General features: G+C 69.7%; 20 protein-coding genes. 12 read left to right on the top strand and 8 right to left on the bottom strand.

The window, feature by feature from the left end:
- Positions 1-152: 152 nt before the first annotated feature.
- The 5 genes from ACIBUY_RS17755 to ACIBUY_RS17735 all read left to right on the top strand — a co-directional run bounded on the left by ACIBUY_RS17755 (position 153) and on the right by ACIBUY_RS17735 (position 6,150).
- Positions 153-1,862, top strand: a complete 1,710-nt coding sequence (locus tag ACIBUY_RS17755) for a hypothetical protein (protein ID WP_365568943.1) — start codon at positions 153-155, stop codon at positions 1,860-1,862.
- Positions 1,863-2,086: 224 nt separating this feature from the next.
- Positions 2,087-2,293, top strand: a complete 207-nt coding sequence (locus tag ACIBUY_RS17750) for an SPOR domain-containing protein (RefSeq protein ID WP_399152989.1) — start codon at positions 2,087-2,089, stop codon at positions 2,291-2,293.
- 34 nt (positions 2,294-2,327) lie between these two features.
- Complete coding sequence (locus tag ACIBUY_RS17745; protein ID WP_399152988.1) at positions 2,328-2,735, top strand: (deoxy)nucleoside triphosphate pyrophosphohydrolase; 408 nt, start codon at positions 2,328-2,330, stop codon at positions 2,733-2,735.
- A 145-nt stretch (positions 2,736-2,880) separates the two neighbouring features.
- Positions 2,881-3,288: an ATP-binding protein gene (locus ACIBUY_RS17740; RefSeq protein ID WP_399152987.1), complete on the top strand. Its 408-nt coding sequence runs from the start codon at positions 2,881-2,883 to the stop codon at positions 3,286-3,288.
- Positions 3,289-3,456: 168 nt separating this feature from the next.
- Entirely contained in the window at positions 3,457-6,150 is a 2,694-nt protein-coding gene (locus tag ACIBUY_RS17735; protein ID WP_399152986.1) for a SpoIIE family protein phosphatase, read from the top strand.
- A gap of 4 nt (positions 6,151-6,154) precedes the next feature.
- On the opposite strand, the gene ACIBUY_RS17730 is transcribed toward ACIBUY_RS17735, so the two are convergent.
- The 7 genes from ACIBUY_RS17730 to ACIBUY_RS17700 all read right to left on the bottom strand — a co-directional run bounded on the left by ACIBUY_RS17730 (position 6,155) and on the right by ACIBUY_RS17700 (position 14,969).
- Complete coding sequence (locus ACIBUY_RS17730) at positions 6,155-6,865, bottom strand: PspA/IM30 family protein (protein ID WP_365568931.1); 711 nt, start codon at positions 6,863-6,865, stop codon at positions 6,155-6,157.
- 74 nt (positions 6,866-6,939) lie between these two features.
- Entirely contained in the window at positions 6,940-9,060 is a 2,121-nt protein-coding gene (locus ACIBUY_RS17725) for a TPM domain-containing protein (RefSeq protein ID WP_399152985.1), read from the bottom strand.
- Positions 9,061-10,357: 1,297 nt separating this feature from the next.
- The gene (locus ACIBUY_RS17720) at positions 10,358-11,053 is read right to left on the bottom strand and encodes a phosphotransferase (RefSeq protein WP_399152984.1); all 696 of its coding nucleotides are present in this window, start codon (positions 11,051-11,053) and stop codon (positions 10,358-10,360) included.
- Positions 11,054-11,069: 16 nt separating this feature from the next.
- A complete protein-coding gene (locus ACIBUY_RS17715) occupies positions 11,070-11,864 on the bottom strand; it encodes a succinate dehydrogenase/fumarate reductase iron-sulfur subunit (protein ID WP_365568922.1) in 795 nt (264 codons plus the stop codon).
- A complete protein-coding gene (locus ACIBUY_RS17710) occupies positions 11,861-13,792 on the bottom strand; it encodes a fumarate reductase/succinate dehydrogenase flavoprotein subunit (protein ID WP_399152983.1) in 1,932 nt (643 codons plus the stop codon). Before ACIBUY_RS17710 ends, ACIBUY_RS17715 begins: the two co-directional genes overlap by 4 nt.
- Positions 13,792-14,637 (bottom strand): hypothetical protein, encoded by an 846-nt coding sequence (locus ACIBUY_RS17705; RefSeq protein ID WP_365568916.1) that lies wholly within the window; start codon positions 14,635-14,637, stop codon positions 13,792-13,794. The genes ACIBUY_RS17710 and ACIBUY_RS17705 overlap by 1 nt, the downstream gene beginning before the upstream one ends.
- Positions 14,638-14,657: 20 nt before the next feature.
- On the bottom strand, positions 14,658-14,969 hold the full coding sequence (locus tag ACIBUY_RS17700) for a hypothetical protein (protein ID WP_365568913.1): 312 nt from the start codon (positions 14,967-14,969) through the stop codon (positions 14,658-14,660).
- A gap of 433 nt (positions 14,970-15,402) precedes the next feature.
- Between ACIBUY_RS17700 and ACIBUY_RS17695 the strand changes: the two genes are divergently transcribed.
- The 7 genes from ACIBUY_RS17695 (at position 15,403) to ACIBUY_RS17665 (ending at position 26,144) form a co-directional block, all read left to right on the top strand.
- Positions 15,403-17,697, top strand: coding sequence for an ABC transporter family substrate-binding protein (locus ACIBUY_RS17695; RefSeq protein ID WP_365568910.1), 2,295 nt, complete (start codon positions 15,403-15,405; stop codon positions 17,695-17,697).
- A gap of 264 nt (positions 17,698-17,961) precedes the next feature.
- Complete coding sequence (typA, locus tag ACIBUY_RS17690) at positions 17,962-19,869, top strand: translational GTPase TypA (protein ID WP_365568907.1); 1,908 nt, start codon at positions 17,962-17,964, stop codon at positions 19,867-19,869.
- A gap of 472 nt (positions 19,870-20,341) precedes the next feature.
- Positions 20,342-21,973, top strand: a complete 1,632-nt coding sequence (locus ACIBUY_RS17685) for an ABC transporter substrate-binding protein (protein WP_365568904.1) — start codon at positions 20,342-20,344, stop codon at positions 21,971-21,973.
- A gap of 87 nt (positions 21,974-22,060) precedes the next feature.
- On the top strand, positions 22,061-22,990 hold the full coding sequence (locus tag ACIBUY_RS17680; protein WP_365568901.1) for an ABC transporter permease: 930 nt from the start codon (positions 22,061-22,063) through the stop codon (positions 22,988-22,990).
- Positions 22,983-23,939 carry an ABC transporter permease gene (locus ACIBUY_RS17675; RefSeq protein WP_365568898.1) on the top strand — a complete coding sequence of 319 codons (957 nt, stop codon included), beginning with the start codon at positions 22,983-22,985 and terminating at the stop codon, positions 23,937-23,939. The genes ACIBUY_RS17680 and ACIBUY_RS17675 overlap by 8 nt, the downstream gene beginning before the upstream one ends.
- Positions 23,940-23,950: 11 nt before the next feature.
- The gene (locus ACIBUY_RS17670) at positions 23,951-25,009 is read left to right on the top strand and encodes an ABC transporter ATP-binding protein (RefSeq protein ID WP_365568895.1); all 1,059 of its coding nucleotides are present in this window, start codon (positions 23,951-23,953) and stop codon (positions 25,007-25,009) included.
- Positions 25,002-26,144, top strand: coding sequence for a dipeptide ABC transporter ATP-binding protein (locus ACIBUY_RS17665; protein ID WP_365568892.1), 1,143 nt, complete (start codon positions 25,002-25,004; stop codon positions 26,142-26,144). The genes ACIBUY_RS17670 and ACIBUY_RS17665 overlap by 8 nt, the downstream gene beginning before the upstream one ends.
- 74 nt (positions 26,145-26,218) lie before the next feature.
- On the opposite strand, the gene ACIBUY_RS17660 is transcribed toward ACIBUY_RS17665, so the two are convergent.
- Positions 26,219-26,623 carry a hypothetical protein gene (locus ACIBUY_RS17660; protein WP_365569099.1) on the bottom strand — a complete coding sequence of 135 codons (405 nt, stop codon included), beginning with the start codon at positions 26,621-26,623 and terminating at the stop codon, positions 26,219-26,221.
- Positions 26,624-26,750 lie beyond the last annotated feature (127 nt).

Genomic DNA, 26,750 nt, shown 5'->3' with positions numbered 1-26,750 from the left:
GACCATGTGATCGCGAGTTAACGCGGACCGAACTCCCGTAACAGACAGGCAATCCGCCGCTGCAACAAACCGTCATGCGCGGCTCCTACCTTCCATCTGCGTACCGGCCGTACCGGTATACCGCTGACTGATGGACGAACGGGAAGCCGACGATGACCGAGACCGCTCTGCCCACCGCCGATCCGGCGGCCCCCGAACCGCCCAACGGGGCGCTCCCCAAGCGCAGTTACGCCAAGCTGGCCGCCGACGAGTCCCGCGAGGACTTCTCGCTGCGCTACGCCCCGCACTCCTACCGCCGCTGGTCGCCGACGATGGTCGCCTCCACCGCGCTCGGCGGCATCGCCTACCTCGCGGACTTCGCGATCGGCGCCTCGATCGTCTTCACGTACGGATTCACCAGCGGTCTCGCCTCGATCCTGTGCGCGGCGACGATCATCTTCCTGACGGGCATACCGATCGCCCGGGCCTGTGCCAAGTACGGCCTGGACATGGACCTCATCACGCGCGGCGCGGGCTTCGGCTACTTCGGCTCGACGCTCACGTCGCTCATCTACGCCTCGTTCACCTTCATCTTCTTCGCGCTCGAAGGCTCGATCATGGCGCAGGCCATGCACGAGCTGACCGGACTGCCGCTGCCCGTCGGCTACTTGCTGACGACGCTCATCGTCATCCCGATCGTCTTCCGCGGCATGGGCGCGCTCGCCAAGGTCCAGGCGTGGACGCAGCCGGTCTGGCTGATCGGCCTGGTCCTGCCCTTCGTCGTCCTGGCCTTCCACTCGCCCGGCTCCTTCGGCGACTTCACGCACTTCGGCGGCACCGAGGGCGCGGGCAGCGGCTTCGACTGGCTCGGCTTCGGGCTCGGCACCGGCGTCGCCCTCTCCCTCATCGCGCAGATCGGTGAGCAGGCGGACTATCTGCGCTTCATGCCGGCCAAGACGGAAGCCAACAGGAAGCGATGGAATCTGGCCGTTCTCGCGGCGGGCCCCGGCTGGGTGATCATCGGCGCCGCGAAGCAGCTCGGCGGTGCGCTCCTCGCCTTCGTGGCCCTCGAAGCGGTCGGCAAGACGCACGCGCTCGAGCCCATCGCCCCTCAGGTCGAGGCCCTCAAGCCGTGGCTCGGCTCGGTGGCGCTGCCCGCGGCCGCGCTGTTCGTCGTCGTCTCCCAGATCAAGATCAACGTCACCAACGCGTACAGCGGCTCGCTGTCCTGGTCGAACTTCTTCTCCCGCGTGACCCACCGCCACCCGGGCCGCGTCTGGTACATCTTCCTCAACCTCGCCATCGCGCTGACGCTGATGGAGATGAACATGTTCGCCGCGCTCAACAAGCTGCTCGGCTTCTACTCGAACGTGGGCATCGCGTGGATCGCGGCCGTCGCCGCCGACCTCGTCATCAACAAGCGGGTGGGCTGGAGCCCCAAGTACATCGAGTTCAAGCGGGCGTACCTGTACGCGGTGAACCCGGCCGGCTTCGGCTCGATGGTGATCGCCTCGACCGTCTCCATCCTGGCCTTCTTCGGTCTCTTCGGTGAGTACGCGGAGGCCTTCTCCACCTTCATCGCCGCGGGCCTCGCGCTGGTCCTGTGCCCGCTCATCGCCTGGGCGACCAAGGGCAAGTACTACCTGGCCCGGCCCAATCCGGTGAACGGCCCGGACGTCGAGGTGGAGGACATCACCGCCACCCACACCTGCAGCGTCTGCGAGACGGCGTACGAACTCCCCGACGTCGCCGACTGCCCCGTCCAGGCCGGACCGATCTGCTCGCTGTGCTGCTCGCTCGACGCGGAGTGCGGCGACGTCTGCACCAAGGCGCCGACGGGCGAGCCGGTCCTGATGCCGATGCCGACGGTGCGCACGAGCTGAACCATCACCACCGGGGGACAGGGGGCGCATCTATGCGGATGCGCCCCCTCACCGCGTTCCGCGCGTGGCTGGTTGACGTATCTCTTTGTGCCAATGCGTATCCGCTCCGTAAAGGTCAGGCGTAGGCTCGGGCATATGCGGATTGCGGTTTCCTCAGGATTAAGGGGCGGGACGCGATGCGAGTCGGAGTCGGAATCGGGGGAGCCAGGGAGGGGCGGGGTGCGATGAACGACGGCACGACCACGCTCTCGTGGCTCGTCATACGCCAGGACGACAACGGCAACCGCTACCGCGTCGGCAGGTACGCGACCAGGGCTGAGGCCCAGCGCATCGCCGACAGCCTCGATGACCGCGGCCACAAGCAGCTCTACTGGGTCGAGCGCCTGACCCCGGGCCCGGGCCCGGGGCAGCAGAACGGATCACCGCGCTGAGGCAGGCGTAGGCGCCACCCGTAGGCTCCGCCCCATGACAGAACCCCTCGTGGTCGTGGTCGCGGCCGCCCTGTACGACGAAGCGGGCCGCCTCCTGGCCGCACGCCGGAGCGCGCCCCCCGAGCTGGCCGGTCGCTGGGAACTCCCCGGCGGAAAGGTCGAGCCGGGCGAGACCCCGGAGCACGCCCTGACCCGGGAGCTGAGCGAGGAACTGGGGGTCACGGCCGAACCGGTCGAGCGCGTGCCCGGCGAATGGCCGCTCGCCAGACCGGGTTATGTCCTGCGCGTATGGCGCACGCGCCTGGTCGCCGGGACCCCGGAGCCGCTGGAGGACCACGACGCCCTGCGCTGGCTGACGCCGGCGGAGATCTGGGACGTGGACTGGCTGGACCAGGACGTGCCCGCGGTGAAAGAGGTGCTGGGCGGCGGCGCAACGGCGTAATCCTGCCCCCGGTGGGGTGCGCCCCTACGCCGTCCGTGCCACCACACACCCATCAACGCGATAGCACCCCACCCTGTCCGGGTATATCCCGTTTAACCCTCTGAAACCGGACAGGGTTCCTCGCGCGGCCAGGGAAGTGATCGGCGTGCTCCACACCGAAGGCGACTACGCCGAGTGGGCCTTCCCCGCCGACCCGACAGCGGTCCGCAAAGCCCGCGCGGCGGTCCGCGCCCAGCTCGCCGAGTGGGGGCTCGAAGAACTCGGGGACGTCACGACGCTGCTGGTCAGCGAGCTGGTCACCAATGCGATGCGGTACGCGTCAGGACCCATCGGCGTTCGACTGTGCCGGACGGCCGGGCAGCGCGACGCCCTGCGCGTGGAGGTCTCCGACCCGCTGCCCGACCCGCCCCGCGCGCGTGCCGCGGCCCCCGACGACGAGGGCGGCCGCGGTCTGCAACTGGTCGCCTGCGCCTCCCGCCGCTGGGGCACCAAACCCGGCGGCGGCGCCAGCGGCGGCAAAACAGTGTGGTTCGAGCTGGCTCTGCCTGGTTAGACGAGGGATGAGCATGCGTCGGATGTGACCCGCAGTGTGTGGACGCACCTCCACCGTGGGTACGGAAACAGTCGGTCCGACGGGCCAAAAAGCGTCGGGAGCGTGGTGTGATCGTGAACACCGTGTTGCGCGGCTCCGTAGTGCTGGATACTGCGGGCAGCCGCCCCGGTGACCGGTGCCGGACGTGGTGAGCTGGAGGGGACGGTTCGCGTGAGCGAGATACCAGCGAAGGCCCAGGTGTCCGGGGGCAGTACTGCCTCCTCGGACGCGGTGTCGGCGCGGGATGCGGACCGGACGCCGCAAGACGGTAACGGGCCGAGTGGCCCCGGCCTCTGGCAGTCGAACCCGCCCGGCTCGATCTACGACTACATCAAGGTCGCCTCCTTCTCGATCGGGCCCGACGGGCTGATCGACCAGTGGAGCCGGCGGGCCGCGCGCATCTTCGGGATCGCGCCCGAGGACGCCGTGGGCAAGGACCCGATCGAGGCGTTCGTCCCGGCCGACCTGCGCGAGCGCGGGCACCGCAAGATGGCGGAGATCCTGGACGGCCGCGAATGGACGGGCATCGTGCCCTTCCGGGTGCCGCCCGGTGCGTCGGCGCAGGGGTCCGCCGAGCCGTCCGCCGAGCCGGAAGAGGGGCTCGCCGAGGTCTATGTGATGCCGACGGCCACGGAGTCCGGCGAGCACGCCGCGGTCTGCATCGTCGTCGACGTACGGACGCTGCGGCGCATCGAGACCGACCTCGCCGCCTCGCAGGCGATTTTCGGCCAATCTCCCTTCGGCTTCCTGCTGTTCGACACCGAGCTGAAGGTCCAGCGGGCCAACCGCACGTTCACCTCGGTCTTCGGCGGCATGGTCGACGACCACCGCGGCCGCACCGTCCACGACTACCTTCCGCGGCACGAGGCCGACCGGGTGCAGGGCGCGCTGCGCCGCGTCCTGGAGTCCGGCGAGGCCGTCACCGACATGCAGCTCGTGGGGCCCGCCCCCGACTCGGGGGAGCGGCGCCACTGGGCGGTCAACCTCTACCGCGTGCACAGCGGTTCGGGCCGGCCCATCGGCATCGCGGGCCTCGCCACCGACGTCACCCGGCGGCACGCCGCCGCCCGCGAGGCCGCACACGCCCGCCGCAACCTGGCCCTCCTGAACGACGCGGGCGCGCGGATCGGCAACTCGCTCGACCTGGAGACCACCGCCCGCGAACTCCTCGACGTCGTCGTCCCCGGCTTCTGCGACCTCGCCTCCGTCGACCTCTACCAGGGGCTCCTCGCGGGCGACGAGACGGCACTCACCCGCCACCGCCTCGCCGACGGCAGCGCCGAGCTGCGCCGGGTCGCCGCCGCGAGCGCCGTCGCCGACGTGCCGTTCCTCGACCTCGGCGGCGAAGAGCCGGTCAGCGTGGGGGCGGTGCACCGCTTCGCGTTCAACTCGGCATCGGCCGACGCCCTGCGCACCGCACGCCCGCAGTTGCTGCCCGCCGAGCCCGGCAACCTCGTCCAGTCCACGCTCGCGGTGCCGATGGTCGCGCACGACACGGTCGTCGGGCTCGTGCAGTTCTCCCGTACGAAGGGCAGCGAGCCGTTCAACGACCGGGACCGCTCGCTCGCCGTGGAGCTGGCCGCGCGCGCCGCGGTCTGCATCGACAACGCGCGCCTGTACCGCCGCGAGCACGAGCGCGCGTTGATACTGCAGCGCTCCCTGCTGCCGCCCGACAACCCCGAGGCGTCGGGGCTCGACATCGCCTGCCGCTACCTGCCGGGCAACGCGGCGACGGAGGTCGGCGGCGACTGGTTCGACGTCATCGAACTCCCGGGCCACCGAACCGCGTTGGTCGTCGGCGACGTCATGGGCCGCGGCCTGCGCGCCGCCGTCGCCATGGGTGAACTCCGTACGGCCGTACGCACCTTGGCCCTGCTCGATCTCGAACCGGCCGAAGTGCTCAGCGCGTTGGACGAGATCGCCCGCGGCCTCGGCACCCCCGGCGGCGTCCAGCAGGCCACCCGCGCGGCCCGCAGCAAGCCGTCCGACGCCGACCTGTCCGAGGTCTACCTCGCCACCTGTGTGTACGCGGTCTACGACGCCGTGACCCGGCGCTGCACCTTCGCCAACGCCGGGCACCTGCCGCCCGTCCTCGTCGAACCCGGCGAGGGCGCGCTCATGCTCGACGTGCCGCCGGGGATGCCGCTCGGCGTCGGCGGCGAACCGTTCGAGGAGGTCGAGGTCGAACTCCCGGAGGGCTCCCTGCTCGCCCTCTACACGGACGGCCTGGTCGAGTCCCGCGACCACCCCCTGGACGAGGGCCTGTCCGCGTTCCGCGCCGCACTCGACGATCCCTCACCGGCCCTCGAGGACGTCTGCGACCACGTCCTCAACACCCTCGACACGCACCACGGCGAGGACGACATCGCCCTGCTCATGGCCCGCATCCAGGGCCTGCCGAGCGAGCACGTCGGCGACTGGACGCTGCCGCGCGAGCCCAAGTCCGTCGGCCGCGCCCGCGAACTCGCCCGGGCCCAGCTGGTCGCATGGGACCTCGAACCCCTCGTCGACACCACGGAGTTGCTCGTCAGCGAGCTCGTGACGAACGCGCTGCGCTATGGCGAGGGCGACATCAGACTCCGCCTCCTCCTCGACCGCACCCTGGTGTGCGAGGTCTGGGACGCGGGCCTCGTCCAGCCGCGCCGCCGCCGCGCCCGCGACACCGACGAGGGCGGCCGCGGCCTCCAGCTCGTCGGACTGCTCAGCGCCGCCTGGGGCTCGCGCCGTACGCCGCGCGGCAAGACGGTCTGGTTCGAACTGCCGCTGCCCGACGGCGAGTCGGGCCTCGTGGACCCGACGGAGGCGCTGCTCAGCCTGTTCTGATGCCTCAGGCCCCCTTCAGGGCGGCAAGCCGCGCCTCGATCTCGGCCGCGTCGCCCATCGAGTCCAGCTGCTCGAACTGCGCGTCCAGCGAGGAGTCGGCCAGCTCCTGCTTGCCCATCGCCTTGGCCTCCTCGCGGCGCACCTTCTCCTCGAAGCGGTTCAGCTCGCTCGTCGGGTCGAGGACGTTGATGTTCTTGGCGGCGTCCATCATCTGGTTCTGCGCCTGCGCCGTCTTCGCGCGGGCCACCAACTGGTCCCGCTTCGACTGCAGTTCGACCAGCTTCGTCTTCATCTGGTCGAGCCCGGACTTCAGCTTGTCGACGACCTCGGTCTGCGCGGCGATCGTCGGCTCGGCGTCCTTGGCCTCCTTCTCGGACTGCAGCTGCCGCCCGAGCGCGACCTTGGCGAGGTTGTCGAACTTGTCGGCCTCCGCCGTGTTCCCGCCGCCGCGCAGCTCGTCCGCCTTCTTGCTGCTGGCGAGCGCCTTGCCGCCCCACTCGGCGGCCGCGTCCACGTCCTCCTTGTGGTCCTGCTCAAGGAGACGCAGATTGCCGATCGTCGTCGACACGGCCTCCTCGGCCTCGCGGATGTTGTTCGTGTAGTCGCGGATCAGCTGGTCGAGCATCTTCTGCGGATCCTCGGCGCTGTCGAGGAGCGCGTTGATGTTCGCCTTCGCGAGGGTGGCGACCCGGCTGAAGATCGTCTGCTTCGTCATGGTCAAGTCCTTTGCGCGATAAGGGGGTTCACGTAGGGAATGCGGGAGTGGGGGAATGCGCGACTACGGGTGGGTCAGAAGCGTCCGCCGCCGCCCCTGCGGCCGCGGGTCCCCCCTCCGCCGAAGCTGCCGGGCCCGCCCCCGCCGAAGCCGCCCCCACCGCCGTATGCGCCGCGTCCGCCGCCGCCCATGCCGCGGCCGACGCCGCCGAGGAGCTCGCCCAGGATGATCCCGCCGAGCACGGCGCCGCCCATGCCGCCGCTGCTGCGCCCGCCGCCCCCGTACGGATTGCCGTATCCGCGTACGTCCCGTTCCGCGAGCGACTGCGCCTGCCGGGCCAGCGCGTCGGCCTGCTGCGCCTCGGTGAGCGCGGCCGCCGGGTCTGTGTTCTCGCCGTCCCGGGTGTTCTCGCCCGCCTGCGCGTTCGCCAGGTGCCGCTGTGCCTCCGCGAGCCGGGTGCGGGCCTCGCTGCCGACCGCGCCGCGGTGCGTCGTGATGAAGTCGGCGGCCGCGGCCGTGCTGCTGCGTGCCGTGAGCAGGGCCTGCCCGAGGAGCGAGCGGGCCCGGGTGGTTCCGGCCTCGCGCTCCCGGGCCGCCGCGAGCGCCTCGTCGAGCGCCGTGTCGGCCTCCTCCACCCGCCGCAGCGCGTCGATCGGGTCGTAGGGGCCCGCGCCCATCTCCCGTCGTACGTCACCGAGCACGGACTCGGCGCGGGCGATGCGGCCGCGCAGATCGGCGGTGGACACACCCGTCCCGGTGCCTTCGAGGAGGCCGCGCGCGTCGGCGAGGTCGGTCTCGGACTCGGTGAGCGCGGCGGGCAACTTGTCCTTGGCCTCGGCGAGTTCACCCGCGAGCCGCTCGATCGCGGCGGTGAACGTGCCGGCCTGGTCGACGGCGCCCTCGGCCGCCCGCAGGAAGACGGCGGCCTTGCCGTTGTCGCCCGCGTCGACGCACTGGCGGGCCTGGTTGAGGTTGGTGGTGGCGAACACGAGCCGGTCCTTGGCCTGTTCGATGTGGCCCGCAACGGGCAGCAGCGCGCTCGGCGCGTACTGCGTACCGAGCGCCGTCAGCGTCTCCTGCACGCGGCTGGTGTGTGCGGTCAGCTCGCGGAAGGTCCGCTCGGCGGTCGCGAGCGCCTCGGGCGCCGACTGCTCCAGGGCCCGCAGCCGGTCGAAGTCCCCGGACACCGTGTCGAGCCTGCGCCCCGCCTCGCTGCACCGGCTGATGATCTCGTCGAGCATCCGCCGCTTCGTCGCGTCGTCCTCGGGGAACGCGTCGTCGAGCTGCTGGCGCAGCTTGAACGCCGCCGTCAGCTCCGTCTGCGCGTACGCCAGCGCCTCGTTGAACGGCTTGACCGCGTCCTCGCCGAACTGCGCGGTGGCGAAGCCGAGTTCCTCGGTGCTGGTGCGTACCGCGTCATCGGTCTCCACGAGCAGGTGCCGGGCCTGCTTGTCGAGTTCCGGCAGCGGAGTGAGCTGCTGCTTGCCCCAGCCGCCCTGACCGGTGCCGCCGCCGGGGGTGGTGCGGGTGTCCATGCGCTTCTTGCGCCGGGTGTACGAGTACGCGGCCAGGGCGCCCGCCCCGCCGACGGCGATGACGGGCAGCACCAGGTCGCCGGTGCCGGTCCCGCCGCTGTCGCTGCTCGCGCCCGGGTCGGCGGCGCCCGGCGTGATGGTGGGCGCGGGCACGGGCTGCCCGGCCACGACGGCGTTGATCCCGTTGGCGGCGCCGATGCCGGCCCCGGCCCAGTCGTTCTGCCGCAGCGCGGGCTCGACGGCGGTGGCCGCGATCTCCTGGATCTGCGCGTCGCTGATCCGCGAGTCCTGGTCGACGGAGAACGCGTACTGCCGGTCGTGCGTGGCCACGGCAAGGAGTACGTCGTTGAGCCCGAGCCCGTTCCTGTCGGCGGTGGCGTTGGCCCAGTCCTGCGCCGAGCGCCCGGAGAAGTCGCGTACGTACGTCACGAACAGCTGGATGCCCCGCTGGTCGTCGAGCTTGGTGAGCGCGTTCGCGGTGACGTCCTCGCGGTCCCCGAGGGCGTCCACCTTGTCGGTGATCTGCCCGGTGCGGGACAGCGTGACGGGGTCGTCGGCGCGGGCGGAGGCGGCGGGCAGCAGCAGCCAGATCAGCGCGAGAAGCGCGGCCGCTGCCGTCCGCGCGGCTATCGGTCGAGGGCGGCTCTCGGACGGGGGCACATTTCGGAGCGTATGTCCGGATGCGAGGTGCCGCGACCGGGGGCGCCCCCTCCGTAATCGGGTTGAAGCGGGACGGCCCCGCTGGGCAGATTTGCCCGGTGGACTTCGCACTGGAGCTGAACCCTCGCCATCTGACCTGGGACGACGTGGATCCTGCCCGACACCCCTTCGACCGTGCGGCGGCGGCTCGCGAGGTACACGCGCTCGGTCCTGCCCGGCGGGCTGGCGCTGGGCGACCGACGAGGGTGACTTCGACGGGGGACCGGTCGGGAGCTGGTGCTGTGCGAGGGACTCGGTCACCACACCGGAGGAGACGCTGCCCCGTGTCGTGGACGGGCTGTGCGAATGGCGCGACTGGCTGGAGAGCCTCGCCGACCGGTTCGAGGCGTACCCTCTCGACCTCGCTGACGCGGCGGACCAGCGGGCCCTCTGGGAGAGCTCGGCCCGCAACCTGATCTTCCAGGTCGCCGACCGCACGGGCGGCGGCAGCGCCTGGTACGGCCACTGCAAGCAGGTGCTCGGCTGGTTCCTGAGCCGCTGGGGTGTCGCCCCGGACACCGCGGTCGCACTGGTCGAGCAGGCGGTCGGCGGCCGCTTCCACAGCTGGACCGGCCCGGACATCGTGGTCGCGGACGAGGTGGCGGAGCGGCTCGTTCGCACGCTGGGCCCGGACGACGAGGCGCGACCCCCGGCATCCGTCCCCGACCACCTGCGACGCTGGCTCGAGATACGGGAGACGCTGCCCTGGCCCCGGGAACCGGTGGCCCCGGTGACGCCGGCCCGCGACGGCGCGGCGGACGACTTCCGCGCCTTCGACGCCGCCGTCGACCCCGCCCGCGCCGCCGGACTGCTCGCCGCCCTGGAGCGGGTCCGCGCGGACGCCGCCCGCGGCGCCGCACTCGACCTCGGCCTCCTGAGCGGCTGGCAGCAGCACGTGCTGGGCACCTCCGGACCACCGCCCTTCCGCACCCGGCCCGCCTTCGCCAAGGAGGGTCGGGAGCGCTACGGCATCGACGCCACCACCCGGGCCCGCTTCGACGCCTGCCTGGCCGAGAGCGCGGACGGCCTGCCGCTGACCGTCCGCGCGGCCCGGGCTCACCGCCCACCTCGACGTTTGCTTCTTCCACCCGTTCGACGACGGCAACGCCCGTGCCGCGTTCCTCGCGCTGGTCTTCGTCCTGGCCCGGGAGGGCGTCTCCCTGGGCCGAACGGGGCTGCTGAGGCGGGCCGCAGTCCCCGCGGACCCGGAGGCGGCGCTCGCGTTCCACCGACTCCTCGCCCTGTACGTCAAGGGTGGCTAGCCGCGGGTCTCGACGAGCACCCGCCGCACCAACTCCACTGCCGCGCCCAGTCGTTGCTTCTCCGCCCTGTCGAGCGTCGGATTCCCTGTACGCCGAGCCCGGGCCTCCGCCAGCGCATCGGTCACCCTCGGCGCGGGGTCGGCGAGCAGGGCGGCCAGCGTCACCCGCAGCAGCTCCGCGTGCGCGGCCCACTCCGGGGCGACCGCGGTCTCGGCCAGGATCAGCGCCGACATCGCCCAGTCGAGCGCGGGCGCGCCCTCCTCGGCGGTCGCCCAGTCGATGACGACGGGGCCGCGGGCGGTGCGGATGACGTTCTCCGGGTGCAGGTCGAGGTGGATGACGTGACCGCCCGCCCGGGCCGGAAGGGCGTGCAACTCCCGCAGCAGATGGGCGAGTTCACGGCCTATGTCCACGGGATCGACCTCGCCCCGCCGCCAGGCGTCCGCCTGCGTGGGCCCGTCGAGCCGCTCCAGAACCAGGTCGCTCGCGGCCAGAGTCGCATCCGGCCGCACCCGCGGCGCCGGATAACCGTGATCGCGTACGTACGTCATGACCGCACCCTCGGCCCGCGCGTCGAGCCCGTCGCGGTAGCGCCGCAGCACCCAGGCGTCGTCGAGGGCGTAGACGTCGGCGGTGCGGCCGGTGCCGAGCAGCTCGCGCGGGGTCAACCGGCCGCCATGACTTCCTGGCATGGTCACAGCATATGGGTCAGGACGAAGACCTCCGCCGGATCTTGTTCCCCAGCCACACCACCGGATCGTACTTGCGGTCAACTGCCCTTTCCTTCAAGGGAATCAGCGCATTGTCCGTGATCTTGATGCCCTCGGGGCAGACCTCCGTGCAGCACTTGGTGATGTTGCAGTAGCCGAGGCCGTGTTCGTCCTGGGCGGTCCTCTTGCGGTCCAGGCCGGAGTCGGACGCCGCGTCGAGCGGGTGCATGTCGAGTTCCGCGACCCGCATCAGGAAGCGCGGGCCCGCGAAGGCGGTCTTGTTCTCCTCGTGGTCGCGCACCACGTGGCAGGTGTCCTGGCACAGGAAGCACTCGATGCACTTGCGGAACTCCTGCGAGCGGTCCACGTCCTCCTGCATCATCCGGTACTCGCCCGGGCCGAGGTCCTGCGGCGGCACGAACGCCGGGACCTCGCGCGCCTTCGCGTAGTTGAATCCGACGTCGGTGACGAGATCCCGTACGACGGGGAAGGCGCGCAGCGGTGTCACGGTGATGACGTCGTCCCGGCCGAACACCGACATCCGCGTCATGCACATGAGCCGCGGCCGGCCATTGACCTCGGCGGAGCACGAACCGCATTTGCCCGCCTTGCAGTTCCAGCGAACTGCCAGGTCCGGCGCCTGAGTTGCCTGCAGCCTGTGGATGATGTCGAGGACGACCTCGCCGTCGTTCACCTCGATCTCGAAGTCCTCGAGACCGCCGCCGTCGACGTCACCCCGCCACACCCTGAAGTGCGCCTCGTACGCGTCCGCACTGGAAGTCGTCGCGCTCACTCGAACAGCTCCTCTTCGGCCAGGTACTTGACCAGCTCCTCCTTCTCGAAGAGGGCGAGCAGGTCGGGGCGGATGGGTTCGGTGGTTTCCCGTACGAGATTGATCTGGCCGCGCACCGGATCGGTGGCCGCCAACCCACCGGTGGGATCGCGGAGTTGGCACAGCAGGTTCGCCCGGCGCCACTGCCGGTCCATCGTGGGGTGGTCCTCGCGGGTGTGGCCGCCGCGCGACTCCGTGCGCTCCAGGGCGGCCCGTGCGATGCACTCGCTGACCAGCAGCATGTTGCGCAGGTCCAGCGAGAGGTGCCAGCCGGGGTTGAACTGCCGGTGGCCCTCGACCCCGGCCCGCCGCGCCCGCACCCGCAGATCGGCGAGCTTGCGCAGCGCCTGGGCCATCTCGCCCTCGCGGCGGATGATGCCGACGAGGTCGTTCATCGTCTGCTGGAGTTCCTGGTGCAGGGTGTACGGGTTCTCCGGGACGGTGCCCTCCTCCTGGCCCTCGGCCGAGAAGGGGCGCAGCGCCTCGGCGGCCGCCGTGTCGATCTGGAGGTCCGCGACCGCGGGCCGCCGGGCGAGACCGGCCGCGTACTCGGCCGCGTGCAGGCCCGCGCGCCGCCCGAACACCAGCAGGTCGGAGAGCGAGTTGCCGCCGAGCCGGTTCGAGCCGTGCATGCCGCCCGCCACCTCACCGGCCGCGTAGAGCCCCGGCACGCCGCGCGCGGCCGCCGTGTCCGAGTCGACGGCGATGCCGCCCATCACGTAGTGACAGGTCGGCCCGACCTCCATCGCCTCGGCGGTGATGTCGACGTCGGCCAGCTCCTTGAACTGGTGGTACATGGACGGCAGTCGGCGCCTGATCACCTCCGCCGGCATCCGGCTCGACACGTCGAGGAAGACGCCGCCGTGCGGCGATCCGCGCCCGGCCTTCACCTCGGAGTTGATGGCGCGCGCCACCTCGTCGCGGGGGAGGAGCTCGGGAGGACGCCGGTTGTGGTCCGGGTCCTCGTACCAGCGGTCGCCCTCGGCCTCCGACTCCGCGTACTTCTCCTTGAAGACGTCGGGGATGTAGTCGAACATGAACCGCTTGCCCTCGGAGTTCTTGAGCACCCCGCCGTCGCCGCGGACCGACTCCGTGACCAGGATCCCCTTCACGGACGGGGGCCAGACCATCCCCGTCGGGTGGAACTGCACGAACTCCATGTTCAGCAGGGGCGCACCGGCGAGCAGAGCCAGCGCGTGCCCGTCGCCCGTGTACTCCCACGAGTTCGACGTCACCTTGAAGGACTTGCCGATGCCGCCCGTCGCGAGGACGACGCTCGGCGCCTCGATGACGAAGAAGCGTCCGCTCTCGCGCTCGTAGCAGAAGGTCCCGCTGACGCGGCCCTCGTCGTCCTTCAACACCCGTGTGACGGTGCACTCCTGAAAGACCTTCAGGCGCGACTCGTAGTCCCCGGACTCCCTGAAGTCCTCCTGCTGCAGCGAGACGATCTTCTGCTGCAGCGTGCGGATGAGCTCGAGCCCCGTACGGTCACCGACGTGCGCGAGCCGCGGATACTCGTGCCCGCCGAAGTTGCGCTGCGAGATCCGCCCGTCCTTCGTACGGTCGAACAGGGCACCCCACGTCTCCAACTCCCATACGCGGTCGGGCGCTTCCTTCGCGTGCAGCTCCGCCATCCGCCACTGGTTGAGGAACTTGCCGCCACGCATGGTGTCGCGGAAGTGGACCTGCCAGTTGTCCCCGGAGTTCACATTGCCCATGGCGGCCGCGATGCCGCCCTCGGCCATCACCGTATGGGCCTTGCCGAACAGGGACTTGCAGATCACCGCGGTACGCGCACCCCGCTCGCGGGCCTCGATCGCCGCCCTCAGTCCGGCGCCACCGGCACCGACCACGACAACATCCCACTGCTGCCGCTCCACTACAGACATCAGAACAACCTCGGATCGTCGAAGGCGCCGGACGCGACCAGGTACACGTAGAAGTCGGCGAGCGCCACACTCACCAACGAGGCCCAGGCAAGGAGCATGTGACGGGCATTCAGTTTCCCTACCCAGCCCCAGAGGCGATAGCGCACGGGATGCTTCGAGAAGTGCTTGAGCCGGCCACCGATGATGTGCCGGCACGAGTGGCAGGAGATCGTGTACGCCCAGATGAGCGTGATGTTGAGCAGGAACACGAGCGTGCCGAGCCCCATGTGGCCCCACTGGTAGTGCTCGTCGCGGAAGGACAGCACGGTGTCGTACGTGAGGATGCAGGCGACGAGCACGGCCGCGTAGAAGAAGTACCGGTGGATGTTCTGCAGGATCAGCGGGAACCGCGTCTCACCGGAGTACTTCTTGTGCGGCTCGGCCACCGCGCAGGCCGGCGGCGACGCCCAGAAGCCGCGATAGTAGGCCTTGCGGTAGTAGTAGCAGGTCAACCGGAAGCCCAGCGGGAAGATCAGGATGAGCAGGGCGGGGGACAGGCCCCACCAGCCCCCGAAGAGCTCCCAGTTGGGGCCGTGCCGCATCGGCGCGCAGTTGTCGGCCAGACACGGCGAGTAGAACGGCGACACGTACGGCGCCGCGTAGTAGTCCGCGTTCGCGAAGGCCCGCCACGTCGAGTAGACGACGAAGGCGAACAGGCCCGCGGCGGTCGCGGCCGGGGCCAGCCACCAGCGGTCCGTGCGCAGGTGCGGCGCGGCGATCGCGGCACGCGTCCGGCCGCGGACGCCGGTGCCGCCCTTGCTATGGGGTTCGGTGTCGGTACTGGTGGGTTCCGTGCCGGTGGCCAACGAAGCCTCCGCTCGAAGGGTCAGGGGGCGTGCCTGTGCCGGGCGCCGAGCCCCTCGTCGTCGAGGCCGTCGGCGCCCCTCCACAGGGTGCTGTCGTACGGGGTGTCGGGGACCGTGACGATGCCGTCGAGCCCCTCCGGGCGGAGCGGGCGGTCCTGCGCCCGGGCGGTGGCCGATGCGCGCAGCAGGGCCACGCTTTCGCGCAGGTGGTCGGTGTCGGCGCAGACGCGTCGCAGATCGGGCCCGTCGAGCCGGGGGCCGATGCGGCCCACGGCGCGCGCGAGATCGTCGACGCAGCGCTGAATCACCGTCAAGTCGTCGTGCACGGACATGACTTGGCCTCACTTCCGCTGGTGCGGCGGAGATGCTCATGCGCCTGCGAGTGTCGCGCGTCACATTGCGGTTTGTGAAGGGACCGGCACGGATTGTCGGGGGCGGGTGGGTGTGCGCCCGGGGGTTTTCGGTTGGCTGATCGCCGTTGGAGGTTCGGTTTCGTTTCCGGCTGCCGGCCGGTGGGGGCTTCTCGCGCAGTTCCCCGCGCCCCCGAAGGCGACCAGCCCCCACCGGGCCGCACCCGCCCGTGAACCGGCGGAGCCACGGCGCGACGGCGGGCCGATTGGGCCGCACGAGTGGGGTTCCCGGGGCTCGCCGCCGTGTCGCCGCCCCCGGCGCCACCGAGTCCCGTTCAGTGACCCGATAGATGTGATCAGCGACATATACCGCCGAACGAGACAGACCCGGCCCGCACCGGAGGTACACGCCGAGATGCACCGAACCCCTAGGCGCCCAGGCGCAGCCGCCCGCTCGGCCGCGTTCCTCGTGAGCGGCGCGCTCGCCGTGACCGCTCTCGCGGGCTGCGGCTCCGACGACGAGGCGGGCACGCCGTCCGCAGGGCAGGACATCGCCCCTGCCGCCCGCGACCAGATCAAGGACGGCGGCACCCTGCGCTGGGCGATCGACGCCGTGCCGCAGACCCTCAACTCCTTCCAGGCGGACGCCGACGCGGGCACGAGCCGGATCGCCGGCGCCGTCCTGCCGTCGATGTTCCGGATCGACGCGCAGGGCCGCCCGCAGCGCGACGCCGACTACCTGGAGAAGGCCGAGGTCATCGAGACCGAGCCGAAGCAGGTCGTCCTGTACAAGCTGAACCAGCAGGCGGTGTGGAGCGACGGCCGTGAGATCGGCGCCCCCGACTTCGCCGCCCAGTGGCGCGCCCTGTCCGGCAAGGACTCCGCGTACTGGACCGCCCACAACGCCGGCTACGACCGCATCGAGAAGATCGAGCGCGGGGCGAACGACCTGGAGGTCCGGGTCACGTTCTCCAAGCCGTACGCGGACTGGCAGGCCCTGTTCTCGCCGCTGTACCCCAAGGACGTCATGGGGACCCCGGACAACTTCAACGAGGGCGCGCGCCGCAAGCTCAAGGTCACCGCGGGTCCGTTCGCCATCGACGAGATCGACCGCGACGCCAAGCAGGTCGCCCTCAAGCGCAACCCGCGCTGGTGGGGCCGCCCCGCCAAGCTCGACAAGCTGGTGCTCGCCGCCGTGCCGCGCTCCGAGCGGGCCGCGGCCCTCGCCGCCGACAAGCTCGACCTGGCCGACCTCGACACCGGCGGCGCCGACCGCATCGCGTTCGCCGCCCGTGACAAGGGCACCGCGGGCCCGCTCGCCCACGGCCCGGGCGCCGCCCTCACGCCGGGCAAGGCGCTGCGCTCCTGGGCGATCGTGCACGGCGACGACGAAGAGGCCGCGGACGAGGAGATCGCCGCCCGCAAGAAGACCCGCAAGGCCATCAAGAAGTACGCGAAGGAACAGGCGAACCTGCACGGCTTCCAGGTCCGCAGGTCCCTCGAGCCGGCCTACACCCAGCTCGCCCTGAACGGCGCCGAAGGGCCGCTCGCCGACGAGCGCGTGCGCCGTGCCGTGGCCCGTGCCCTCGACCGCACCCAGCTCGCCGAGGTCGCCCTCAAGCCGCTCGGCCTGCCGGCCGTCACCGTCGACAACCACCTGGCGCTGGCCGGCCAGTGGGCGTACGCCGACAACAGCGACGCGCTCGGCGGCCAGGACACGGCCGAGGCGCAGGCCCTGCTCGCCGAGGCGGGCTGGGTGCCGGGCGGCCCGCTCAAGGAGAAGAAGGACAAGCCGAAGACGGCGGGCAGCAAGGCCGACTCCGGCAGCGACGCCGCGGACGACAGCGAGGACACGTACATCGTCGGCGAGGACAACAAGCCGGCCGACAACGCGCCGCCGCTGCTCCTGCCGGCCCCCGTCGCCGCCGCCCAGTACGCCGCGCTCCTGCACCAGGCCGACGCGCTCAAGCTGCGCGAGGCCGACAAGGAGAAGAAGAAGCACCCGCACAAGAAGACCCACAAGAGCGCGGCCCACGCCGACAAGCACAACGACGCCAAGCGCCTCGCCAAGCAGGGCGGTGCCCCCGGCGCCTACGCCCCCAAGGGCACCGCCGCCCCGGCCGCCGCCGTCGCGGGCCCCCTCGCCAAGGACGGCAAGCCGCTCACGCTGCGCTTCGTGCTCCCCGCGGGCCCGGGCTCCGAGCAGCTGCGCGCGGTCGCCGACAAGATCACGCAGATGCTGCAGAAGATCGGCGTGCGCACGGACGTCATGAAGGTCGACGACGAGAGCTACTTCAAGGACCACATCGCGTCCGGCCAGTACGACCTCGCGCTCTACTCGTGGCCCGCATCGGCCTACCCGGCCACCGACGCCCGCCCCATCTACGCCAAGCCGGTCCCGGCCGCCGACGGATCGCTCACCGTCGAACAGAACTACACCCGGGTCGGCACCGACCACATCGACCAGCTCTTCGACCAGGCCATCGGCGAGCTCGACCAGGACGAGGAGCGCGCCCTGGTGAAGAAGGCGGACGCCCAGATCTGGGCGGCGGCCGGCTCGATCCCGCTCTACCAGCGCCCCGAGCTGGTCGCGGCCCGACCGAATCTGGCCAATGCCGGCGCCTTCGGCTTCCAGGAGCCGGAGTACGAGGACATCGGCTACCTGAAGGCGGGCGCCAAGCCCTCGGCCTCGCCCTCGAAGAGTTCGTAAAGCAGCGGTCAAGATTCTTTAGCTCAGATCCAGCTCAACTCCCTTGCCCGCCGGTCCACCCGGCGGGCAAGGTTCGTTGTACCCATTGACCTGCACTTTTCTTGAGCTGATCGGCGCCGTGCGGCCTCCCCAACAGGCCCGGCTGAGCCGTCACCCGTCAAGCCACGTACGATGGGGTGAGGCCGTGGCGTGTCCAGCCCGGCAGGGCGCGCGTATCTATGACGTACGCGCAGCCGTCCACTCACTCCGGGAGTACGCCGCAATATGGCCACGCGCCACGACATCCGAAACGTCGCCATCGTCGCCCACGTCGACCACGGCAAGACGACCATCGTCGACGCCATGCTCAAGCAGGCCGGCTCGTTCGCCGCTCACGCTGCCGAGTCCCTCGACGATCGCATGATGGACTCGAATGACCTGGAGCGTGAGAAGGGCATCACGATCCTCGCCAAGAACACGGCGGTCAAGTACCACCCGAAGGATGGCGGCGACGTCATCACGATCAACATCATCGACACCCCGGGCCACGCCGACTTCGGTGGCGAGGTCGAGCGCGGTCTGTCGATGGTCGACGCGGTGGTCCTGCTCGTGGACGCCTCCGAGGGTCCCCTTCCGCAGACCCGCTTCGTGCTGCGCAAGGCGCTCCAGCAGCGCCTGCCCGTCATCCTGTGCATCAACAAGACGGACCGCCCGGACTCCCGGATCGACGAGGTCGTCAACGAGACGTACGACCTCTTCCTCGACCTGGACGCCGACGAGGAGCAGATCGAGTTCCCGATCGTCTACGCGTGCGGCCGTGACGGCGTCGCGTCGCTGACCAAGCCGGCCGACGGCACGGTCCCGGCGGACTCCGACAACCTGGAGCCGTTCTTCTCCACGATCCTGGAGCACGTCCCGGCCCCGACGTTCGACGAGTCGGCCCCGCTCCAGGCGCACGTCACCAACCTGGACGCCGACAACTTCCTCGGCCGCATCGCGCTGCTCCGCGTCGAGCAGGGCGAGCTGCGCAAGGGCCAGACGGTCGCCTGGATCAAGCGGGACGGCACGATCTCGAACGTGCGCATCACCGAGCTCCTCATGACCGAGGCGCTCACCCGCAAGCCCGCCGAGGTCGCAGGCCCCGGTGACATCTGCGCCGTCGCCGGTATCCCCGACATCATGATCGGCGAGACGCTGGCCGACCCGGAGAACCCGATCGCGCTGCCGCTGATCACGGTCGACCAGCCGGCCATCTCCATGACCATCGGTACCAACACCTCGCCGCTCGTCGGCCGCGGTGGCACTGGCAAGGGTGCGCAGGCGAAGTCCGCGGTCAAGGACCGCAAGGTCACCGCCCGCCAGGTCAAGGACCGTCTGGACCGCGAGCTGATCGGTAACGTCAGCCTCCGTGTCCTCGACACCGAGCGTCCCGACGCCTGGGAGGTCCAGGGCCGCGGTGAGCTCGCGCTCGCCATCCTGGTCGAGCAGATGCGCCGCGAGGGCTTCGAGCTGACCATCGGCAAGCCGCAGGTCGTCACCAAGGAGGTCGACGGCAAGGTCCACGAGCCCGTCGAGCGCCTCACGGTCGACGTCCCCGAGGAGCACATGGGCGCCGTCACGCAGCTCATGGGCGTCCGCAAGGGCCGTATGGACAACATGTCGAACCACGGCTCCGGCTGGGTCCGCATGGAGTTCGTCGTCCCGTCCCGCGGCCTCATCGGCTTCCGTACGGAGTTCCTGACGAACACCCGCGGCACGGGTATCGCCCACTCCATCCACGAGGGCCACGAGCCGTGGTTCGGCACGCTGACGACCCGTAACAACGGCTCGCTGGTCGCCGACCGCGCCGGCGCCGTCACCGGGTTCGCGATGACGAACCTCCAGGAGCGCGGCGTGCTGTTCACCGAGCCCGGCACCGAGGTGTACGAGGGCATGATCGTCGGCGAGAACTCGCGCGCCGACGACATGGACGTGAACATCACCAAGGAGAAGAAGCTCACCAACATGCGCTCCGCCTCCGCCGACTCCTTCGAGGCGATCGTCCCGCCGCGCAAGCTGTCCCTGGAGCAGTCCCTGGAGTTCTGCCGCGACGACGAGTGCGTCGAGGTGACCCCGGAGGCCGTGCGCATCCGCAAGGTCGTCCTGGACCAGAAGGAGCGCGGCCGCTCGGCCTCGCGCGCCAAGCACAACTGACGCGACACCGTCTGACGCGGAAGGGCCCGGTATCCCGAAAGGGGTGCCGGGTCCTTTGCGATGCAGTAGAAGTGACGGGTGACACAAGGGGGGGGCGGAGGCCGGTCCACACTCTGTCCACAGCGCGTGGCGCGCAACTCATTTTCCCTTCACGAGCGTTCGATAGTCGGACCGTGATGACCGTTAGGTATGTAACGCGTCCGTTTCGCGGCCATCTATCTCGGATCGTTTTGTCCGTATTTTGGAAGATGTGTGGACCAGCTGTGATCGAACCGAGACCCGAAGAGTGTGGTCGCCCCGTATCCCATGGCTGATAGTTGACCGCATAGAGCTCGGGTCAATGGGTCACGCGCTGTGGGGAGCGCCGACTCACGAGCACACTGGGGCACCGCCTGTTTCGCCGTCGGGGTGACGGCCAACATTGGTGCGGGCCCTTTCGCAGTGAACAAGTGGACTCATGAGGAGGAGCCCCATGCGTGGTGCCAAGAGCGCCAAGTGGGTTGCCATAGCCGGCGTCGTTTCGCTGGCGGCCACCGCCTGCGGTGGTGGCGGTAACAGCGGCAGCGACAATGCCAACAAGAAGATCGATCCCAAGGGGATCGTGAGCTACGCCAACGGTGAGCCGCAGAACTCGCTGATGCCGGCCAACACCATGGAGGCGTACGGCAGCGTCGTCATCGACTCCCTCTTCACGGGCCTTGTCGGCTACGACAAGCAGGGCAACATCACGTACGAGAACGCCGAGTCGGTCAAGCCCAACGCCGACAACAGCGTGTGGACCGTCAAGCTGAAGGACGGCTGGACGTTCCACAACGGCGAGAAGGTCACCGCCAAGTCGTACGTCGACACCTGGAACTGGGACGCGAACCCGGCCAACGGCCAGCAGAACAGCGCCTGGTACCGCGACATCGAGGGCTACGACAAGGTCCACCCCGAGAAGGGGAAGGCCAAGGCCGAGACCATGTCGGGTCTGAAGGTCGTCGACGACACCACCTTCACGATCAAGCTGTCGAACCCGATCCCGTACTTCGCGTACAAGCTCGCCTACTCGTCCTTCTACCCGCTGCCCTCGGGCGCGCTGAAGGACCCGAAGAAGTTCGGCGAGAACCCGGTCGGCAACGGCCCGTACACGTTCAAGAGCTGGGAGCACAAGAAGTCGATCCAGGTCTCCGCCTGGGCCGACTACAAGGGTGCGAACAAGGCCAAGAACGGCGGCATCAACTTCAAGGCGTACACGTCGCCGCAGGCCGCGTACAACGACCTGCGCTCCGACAACGTCGACACCATGCCGCTGGTGCCGGACAGCGAGCTCGCCAACTACAAGCAGGACTTCGGCGACCGCGTCATCAACTCCGAGTTCTCGGCGCTGAACACGATCAACCCTGCCTTCTACACGAAGCAGTGGAAGAACATCGACGTCAAGGTCATCCAGGGCCTGTCGATGGCGATCGACCGTCCGACCATCGCGAAGACCACCTTCTTCGGCAACCGTGAGCCGGCCACCGGCTGGGTCGCCAAGGGCGTGAAGGGCTACCAGGCCGACGCGTGCGGTGAGTACTGCAAGTTCAACCCGACCAAGGCCAAGCAGTTCATCAAGGACGGCGGCGGCGTTCCGGGCAACAAGATCTCGATCCAGTACAACGCCGACCAGCCGCACAAGGGTTGGGTCACCGCGGTCTGCAACAGCATCACCAAGTCGACCGGCGTGCAGTGCGTCGGCGACCCGGTGACGGACTTCCAGGCCGACACCGAGATCCGTGACCAGAAGAAGGTCAAGTCGATCTACCGCTCCGGCTGGGTCCTCGACTACCCCTTCAACGGCAACTTCCTCGCCGACCTGTACGGCACCGGAGTCGACGGCAACAAGGGCGACTTCTCGGACCCGAAGTTCGACGCGCTCGTCAAGAAGGCCGACCAGGCCAAGACGGTCGACGAGTCGGCGAAGCTGTACCAGGACGCCGAGAAGGAACTGCAGAACACGATGCCCGGCATCCCCACGTTCTACAACAAGATCAACTCGGCCTACTCGAACAACGTGAAGAAGATCGAGTTCGACCAGGCCGGTGACCCGATCCTGTGGAACGTCGAGGTCTACAAGAAGTAAGTCGCTGACGGAGTTTCCGTCCCCCCAGCGGCGCCCGGCGATCCCGGGCGCCGCTGGGGGGCGACTCCGCAATGGACGGAGGCACCTATGGGGCGCTACGTCGCGAGGCGACTGCTCCAGATGATCCCGGTCTTCATCGGGACAACCCTGCTGATCTTTCTCATGGTCAACGTGCTCCCCGGCGACCCCGTACGGGCGCTGTGGGGGGACAAGCCGCCGGACCCCGCGCAGGTTGCGCAGATCCGGCACGACCGTGGACTCGACCTGCCGCTGTGGCAGCAGTACCTCCACTACATGTGGAACCTGCTCCAGGGCGACTTCGGGAACACGATCGCCGGCAACAGGCCGGTGCTTGACCAGATCAAGCAGGCCTTCCCCGTCTCGATGCGCCTCGCCGCCATGGCGTGGATCTTCGAGCTCGTCGTGGGAATCACCCTCGGGGTCATCGCGGGAATCAGGCGCGGCAAGGTGGTCGACACCGCCGTGACCCTGTTCACGCTGCTGGTCATCTCCGTCCCCATCTTCGTGATCGGCCTCGGATTCCAGCTGTACTTCGGCAACAGCCTGGGGTGGATCACACCCACCGTCCAGGACTCCACGAACCTGAGCCAGTTGGTGGTTCCGGCGTTCGTGCTCGGCATGGTCGGCCTCGCGTACGTGGCCCGGCTGACCCGTACCTCCATCGCGGAGAACCGGTCCGCCGACTACATGCGCACCGCCGTCGCCAAGGGCCTGCCCCGCAAGCGCATCGTCACGGTGCACCTGCTGCGCAACTCGCTGATCCCGGTGGTCACTTACCTCGGCACCGACATCGGCTCCCTGATGGGCGGCGCGGTCATCACCGAGGGCATCTTCAACGTGACGGGCGTCGGCAACCTGCTCTTCCAGGCGCTGGCGCGTCGTGAGGGCGCGGTCATCGTCGGCATCGTGACCGTCCTGGTGCTCGTGTACCTCCTCGCCAGCCTGCTCGTCGACCTGCTTTACGCGGTCCTGGACCCGAGGATCCGTTATGCCTGACCTCACCAAGACCTCGGCTGCCGACGAAGCAGCCACCGTCGTCGCGGGGACCCCGGTCACCCTGGAGGCCGGTCCGGCCCCCGAGAAGCCGCGCAGCCTCGGCGCCGACGCCTGGCGGGACCTGCGCCGCAACCCGCTGTTCCTGGTCTCGGCGCTGCTGATCCTGCTGCTGCTGTTCGTGTCGGCCTTCCCCGGCCTGTTCACCGGCGCCAGCCCGACCCTCGGCGACCCGGCCAAGCACTTCCTGGGCAAGCCGAACCTCACGCACTTCTTCCAGGACGACTGGTTCGGCTACGACGGGACGGGCCGCAGCCTCTACGCGCGTGTCCTGTACGGCGCCCGGAACTCGATCATCGTCGGCATCGGCGTGACGGTGCTCGTCACCGTCTTCGGCGGTCTGATGGGCATGCTCGCCGGCTACTTCGGCGGCTTCTGGGACAGCCTGATCTCGCGTCTCACCGACGTGTTCTTCGGCATCCCGTTCATGCTCGGCGCGATGGTGGTGCTCAACTCGTTCACCGACCGCACCGTCTGGGTCGTGATGGGTGCCCTGGCCTTCCTGGGCTGGACGCAGATCGCCCGCGTCATGCGCGGCGCGGTCATCACGACCAAGCACGCGGACTACGTGGTGGCGGCCCGCGCCCTGGGCGCGGACACCAAGCGGATCCTGTTCAAGCACATCCTGCCGAACGCGATCGCCCCGGTGATCGTCGTGGCGACCATCTCGCTCGGCTCGTACATCGTGGCCGAGTCGACGCTGTCGTACCTGGGCCTCGGCCTCGGCGACAACGCCGTCTCCTGGGGTGGCGACATCTCGGACGGCACGCAGTTCATCCGGAACTTCCCGCACGTGCTGCTGTTCCCGGCCGGCGCCCTGAGCATCACCGTTCTGGCGTTCATCATGATGGGTGACGCCGTGCGCGAAGCCCTCGACCCGAAGCTGCGCTGAGGGAGGCGTACGTGACCACCATCGAAGTGCCCGCGAACGTCCCCGTTCCCCGCTCGGGCGAGGACGAAGGCGGAAAGCTGCTCGAAGTGCGCGACCTGCACGTCGAGTTCCACACCCGTGACGGCATCGCCAAGGCCGTCAACGGCGTCAACTACTCGGTCGACTCCGGCGAGACCCTCGCCGTGCTCGGCGAGTCCGGCTCCGGCAAGTCCGTGACGGCGCAGGCCATCATGGGCATCCTCGACATGCCGCCTGGAAAGATCCCGCAGGGCGAGATCCTCTTCAAGGGCCAGGACATGCTCAAGATGTCCAACGAGGAGCGCCGGAAGATCCGCGGCCGCAAGATCGCGATGATCTTCCAGGACGCGCTGTCGTCCCTCAACCCCGTGCTCTCGGTGGGCTACCAGCTCGGCGAGATGTTCCGGGTGCACGAGGGCCTCAGCCGCAAGCAGGCCAAGGCCAAGGCCATCGAGCTGATGGACAAGGTCAAGATCCCGGGCTCCGCGGCCCGGGTCAACGACTACCCCCACCAGTTCTCGGGCGGTATGCGCCAGCGCATCATGATCGCGATGGCGCTCGCCCTCGAGCCCGACCTGATCATCGCGGACGAGCCGACCACGGCCCTCGACGTGACCGTGCAGGCCCAGGTGATGGACCTCCTCGCTGAGCTTCAGCAGGAGTACAACATGGGCCTGATCCTGATCACCCACGACCTCGGCGTCGTCGCCGACGTCGCGGACAAGATCGCGGTCATGTACGCGGGCCGGATCGTCGAGACGGCCCCGGTCCACGAGCTGTACAAGCGCCCGGCGCACCCGTACACCCGTGGCCTGCTCGACTCGATCCCGCGCCTGGACCAGAAGGGCCAGGACCTCTACGCGATCAAGGGTCTGCCGCCCAACCTCCTGAAGATCCCGAGCGGTTGCGCCTTCAACCCGCGCTGCCCGAAGGCTCAGGACATCTGCCGCACGGACGTTCCGCTGCTGGCCGAGGTGACCGAGCAGGACGGCACCGCACTGGCCGGCCGCGGCAGCGCGTGCCACTTCTGGAAGGAGACGATCCATGGCTGAGAACCCGAAGGACGCTGTGGACGCCACTCCGAACGTGGCGGAGGTCGAGATCGTCGACGCCCCCACGGAGGACGCGGCCGTCGCCGCCATCGAGGCGCCCGTCGACCGCGGCGAGCCCATCCTCCAGGTCCGCAACCTGGTGAAGCACTTCCCGCTGACCCAGGGCGTCGTCATCAAGCGCCAGGTCGGCGCCGTCAAGGCGGTCGACGGGATCTCCTTCGACCTGTACCAGGGCGAGACGCTGGGCATCGTGGGCGAGTCCGGCTGTGGCAAGTCCACGGTCGCCAAGCTCCTGATGACCCTGGAGAGTGCCACCGCCGGCGAGGTCTTCTACAAGGGCCAGGACATCACCAAGCTGTCCGGCCGTGCGCTGAAGGCCGTGCGCCGGAACATCCAGATGGTGTTCCAGGACCCGTACACGTCGCTCAACCCGCGCATGACGGTCGGCGACATCATCGGGGAGCCCTTCGAGATCCACCCCGAGGTGGCCCCGAAGGGCGACCGTCGCCGCAAGGTCCAGGACCTGCTCGACGTCGTCGGTCTCAACCCGGAGTACATCAACCGCTACCCGCACCAGTTCTCCGGCGGTCAGCGTCAGCGCATCGGCATCGCGCGGGGGTTGGCCCTCAACCCCGAGATCATCATCTGCGACGAGCCGGTGTCGGCCCTGGACGTGTCCGTCCAGGCGCAGGTCATCAACCTGATGGAGAAGCTGCAGGACGAGTTCAACCTCTCCTACCTCTTCATCGCGCACGACCTGTCGATCGTCCGGCACATCTCGGACCGGGTCGGGGTCATGTACCTCGGCAAGATGGCCGAGATCGGCACGGACACGCAGATCTACGACCACCCGACGCACCCCTACACGCAGGCGCTGCTGTCGGCCGTCCCGGTGCCGGACCCGTCCGCCCGTGAGGGCCGCGAGCGGATCATCCTCTCCGGCGACGTGCCCTCCCCGGCCAACCCGCCCTCGGGCTGCCGGTTCCGCACGCGCTGCTGGAAGGCGCAGGACAAGTGCGCCGAGGAGATTCCGCTTCTCGCGATCCCCGAGCGTTTCAAGGGCGCGGACACCCCGGCCGCACACGAGTCGGCGTGCCACTTCGCCGAGGAGAAGGACGTGGTGCACGCGGCCTGAGTGGTCGCTCCCGGTGAAGGGCCGGTTCGGAGAAACTCCCGCGCGGGGGTTTCTCCGAACCGGCCCTTCTTGCGTCACACCGGCTCGGGAAGGGCCGAGCCCAACCGCCCCTCGACCCGCTCGCGCAGCACCAGGTACTCGGCCCAGCGCCGCTTGAGCGGACCCGGTGGGCGCTCCACGACGCGGGCCGCCGTGATGGTCTCGCCGAGGACGAACTGCTCGCGCGTCAGGTCCAGTTCGACCCCGCTCGGCAGCCGGTTCCACCAGTGGAAGCCCTCCTGGGAGCCGTCCGTCAGGTACACCTCGCCGCAGATCAACTCCCCGCCGAACAGGTCGTGCACGACCAGCGCCGTGATGTCGCAGTGCCCCCAGGCGGGATTGCCGGGGGACCACCGGTGCCCGCCGACGGGCTCGGTGGTGTCGGCGGCCCAGGAGGCACGCAGAGCGGCGTCGATCTCGCGAAGGTCCCAGGGACGGATGGGCAGTTGAGCGGTACCGGCCGCGGCGGCATCGGTAGTGGCACCAGCCTCGGTGCCGGCCTCGGCGTCGGCTTCGGCTTCGGTATGGGCCTCGGTATCCGTACCGGCATCGGTCGTCATGGGCATG

It is taken from the genome of Streptomyces sp. NPDC050085 (assembly GCF_044460595.1).
Lineage (GTDB): Bacteria > Actinomycetota > Actinomycetes > Streptomycetales > Streptomycetaceae > Streptomyces.
The sequence above is the reverse complement of the archived record's forward strand: the minus strand, read 5'-3'. Positions and strand labels throughout refer to the sequence as shown.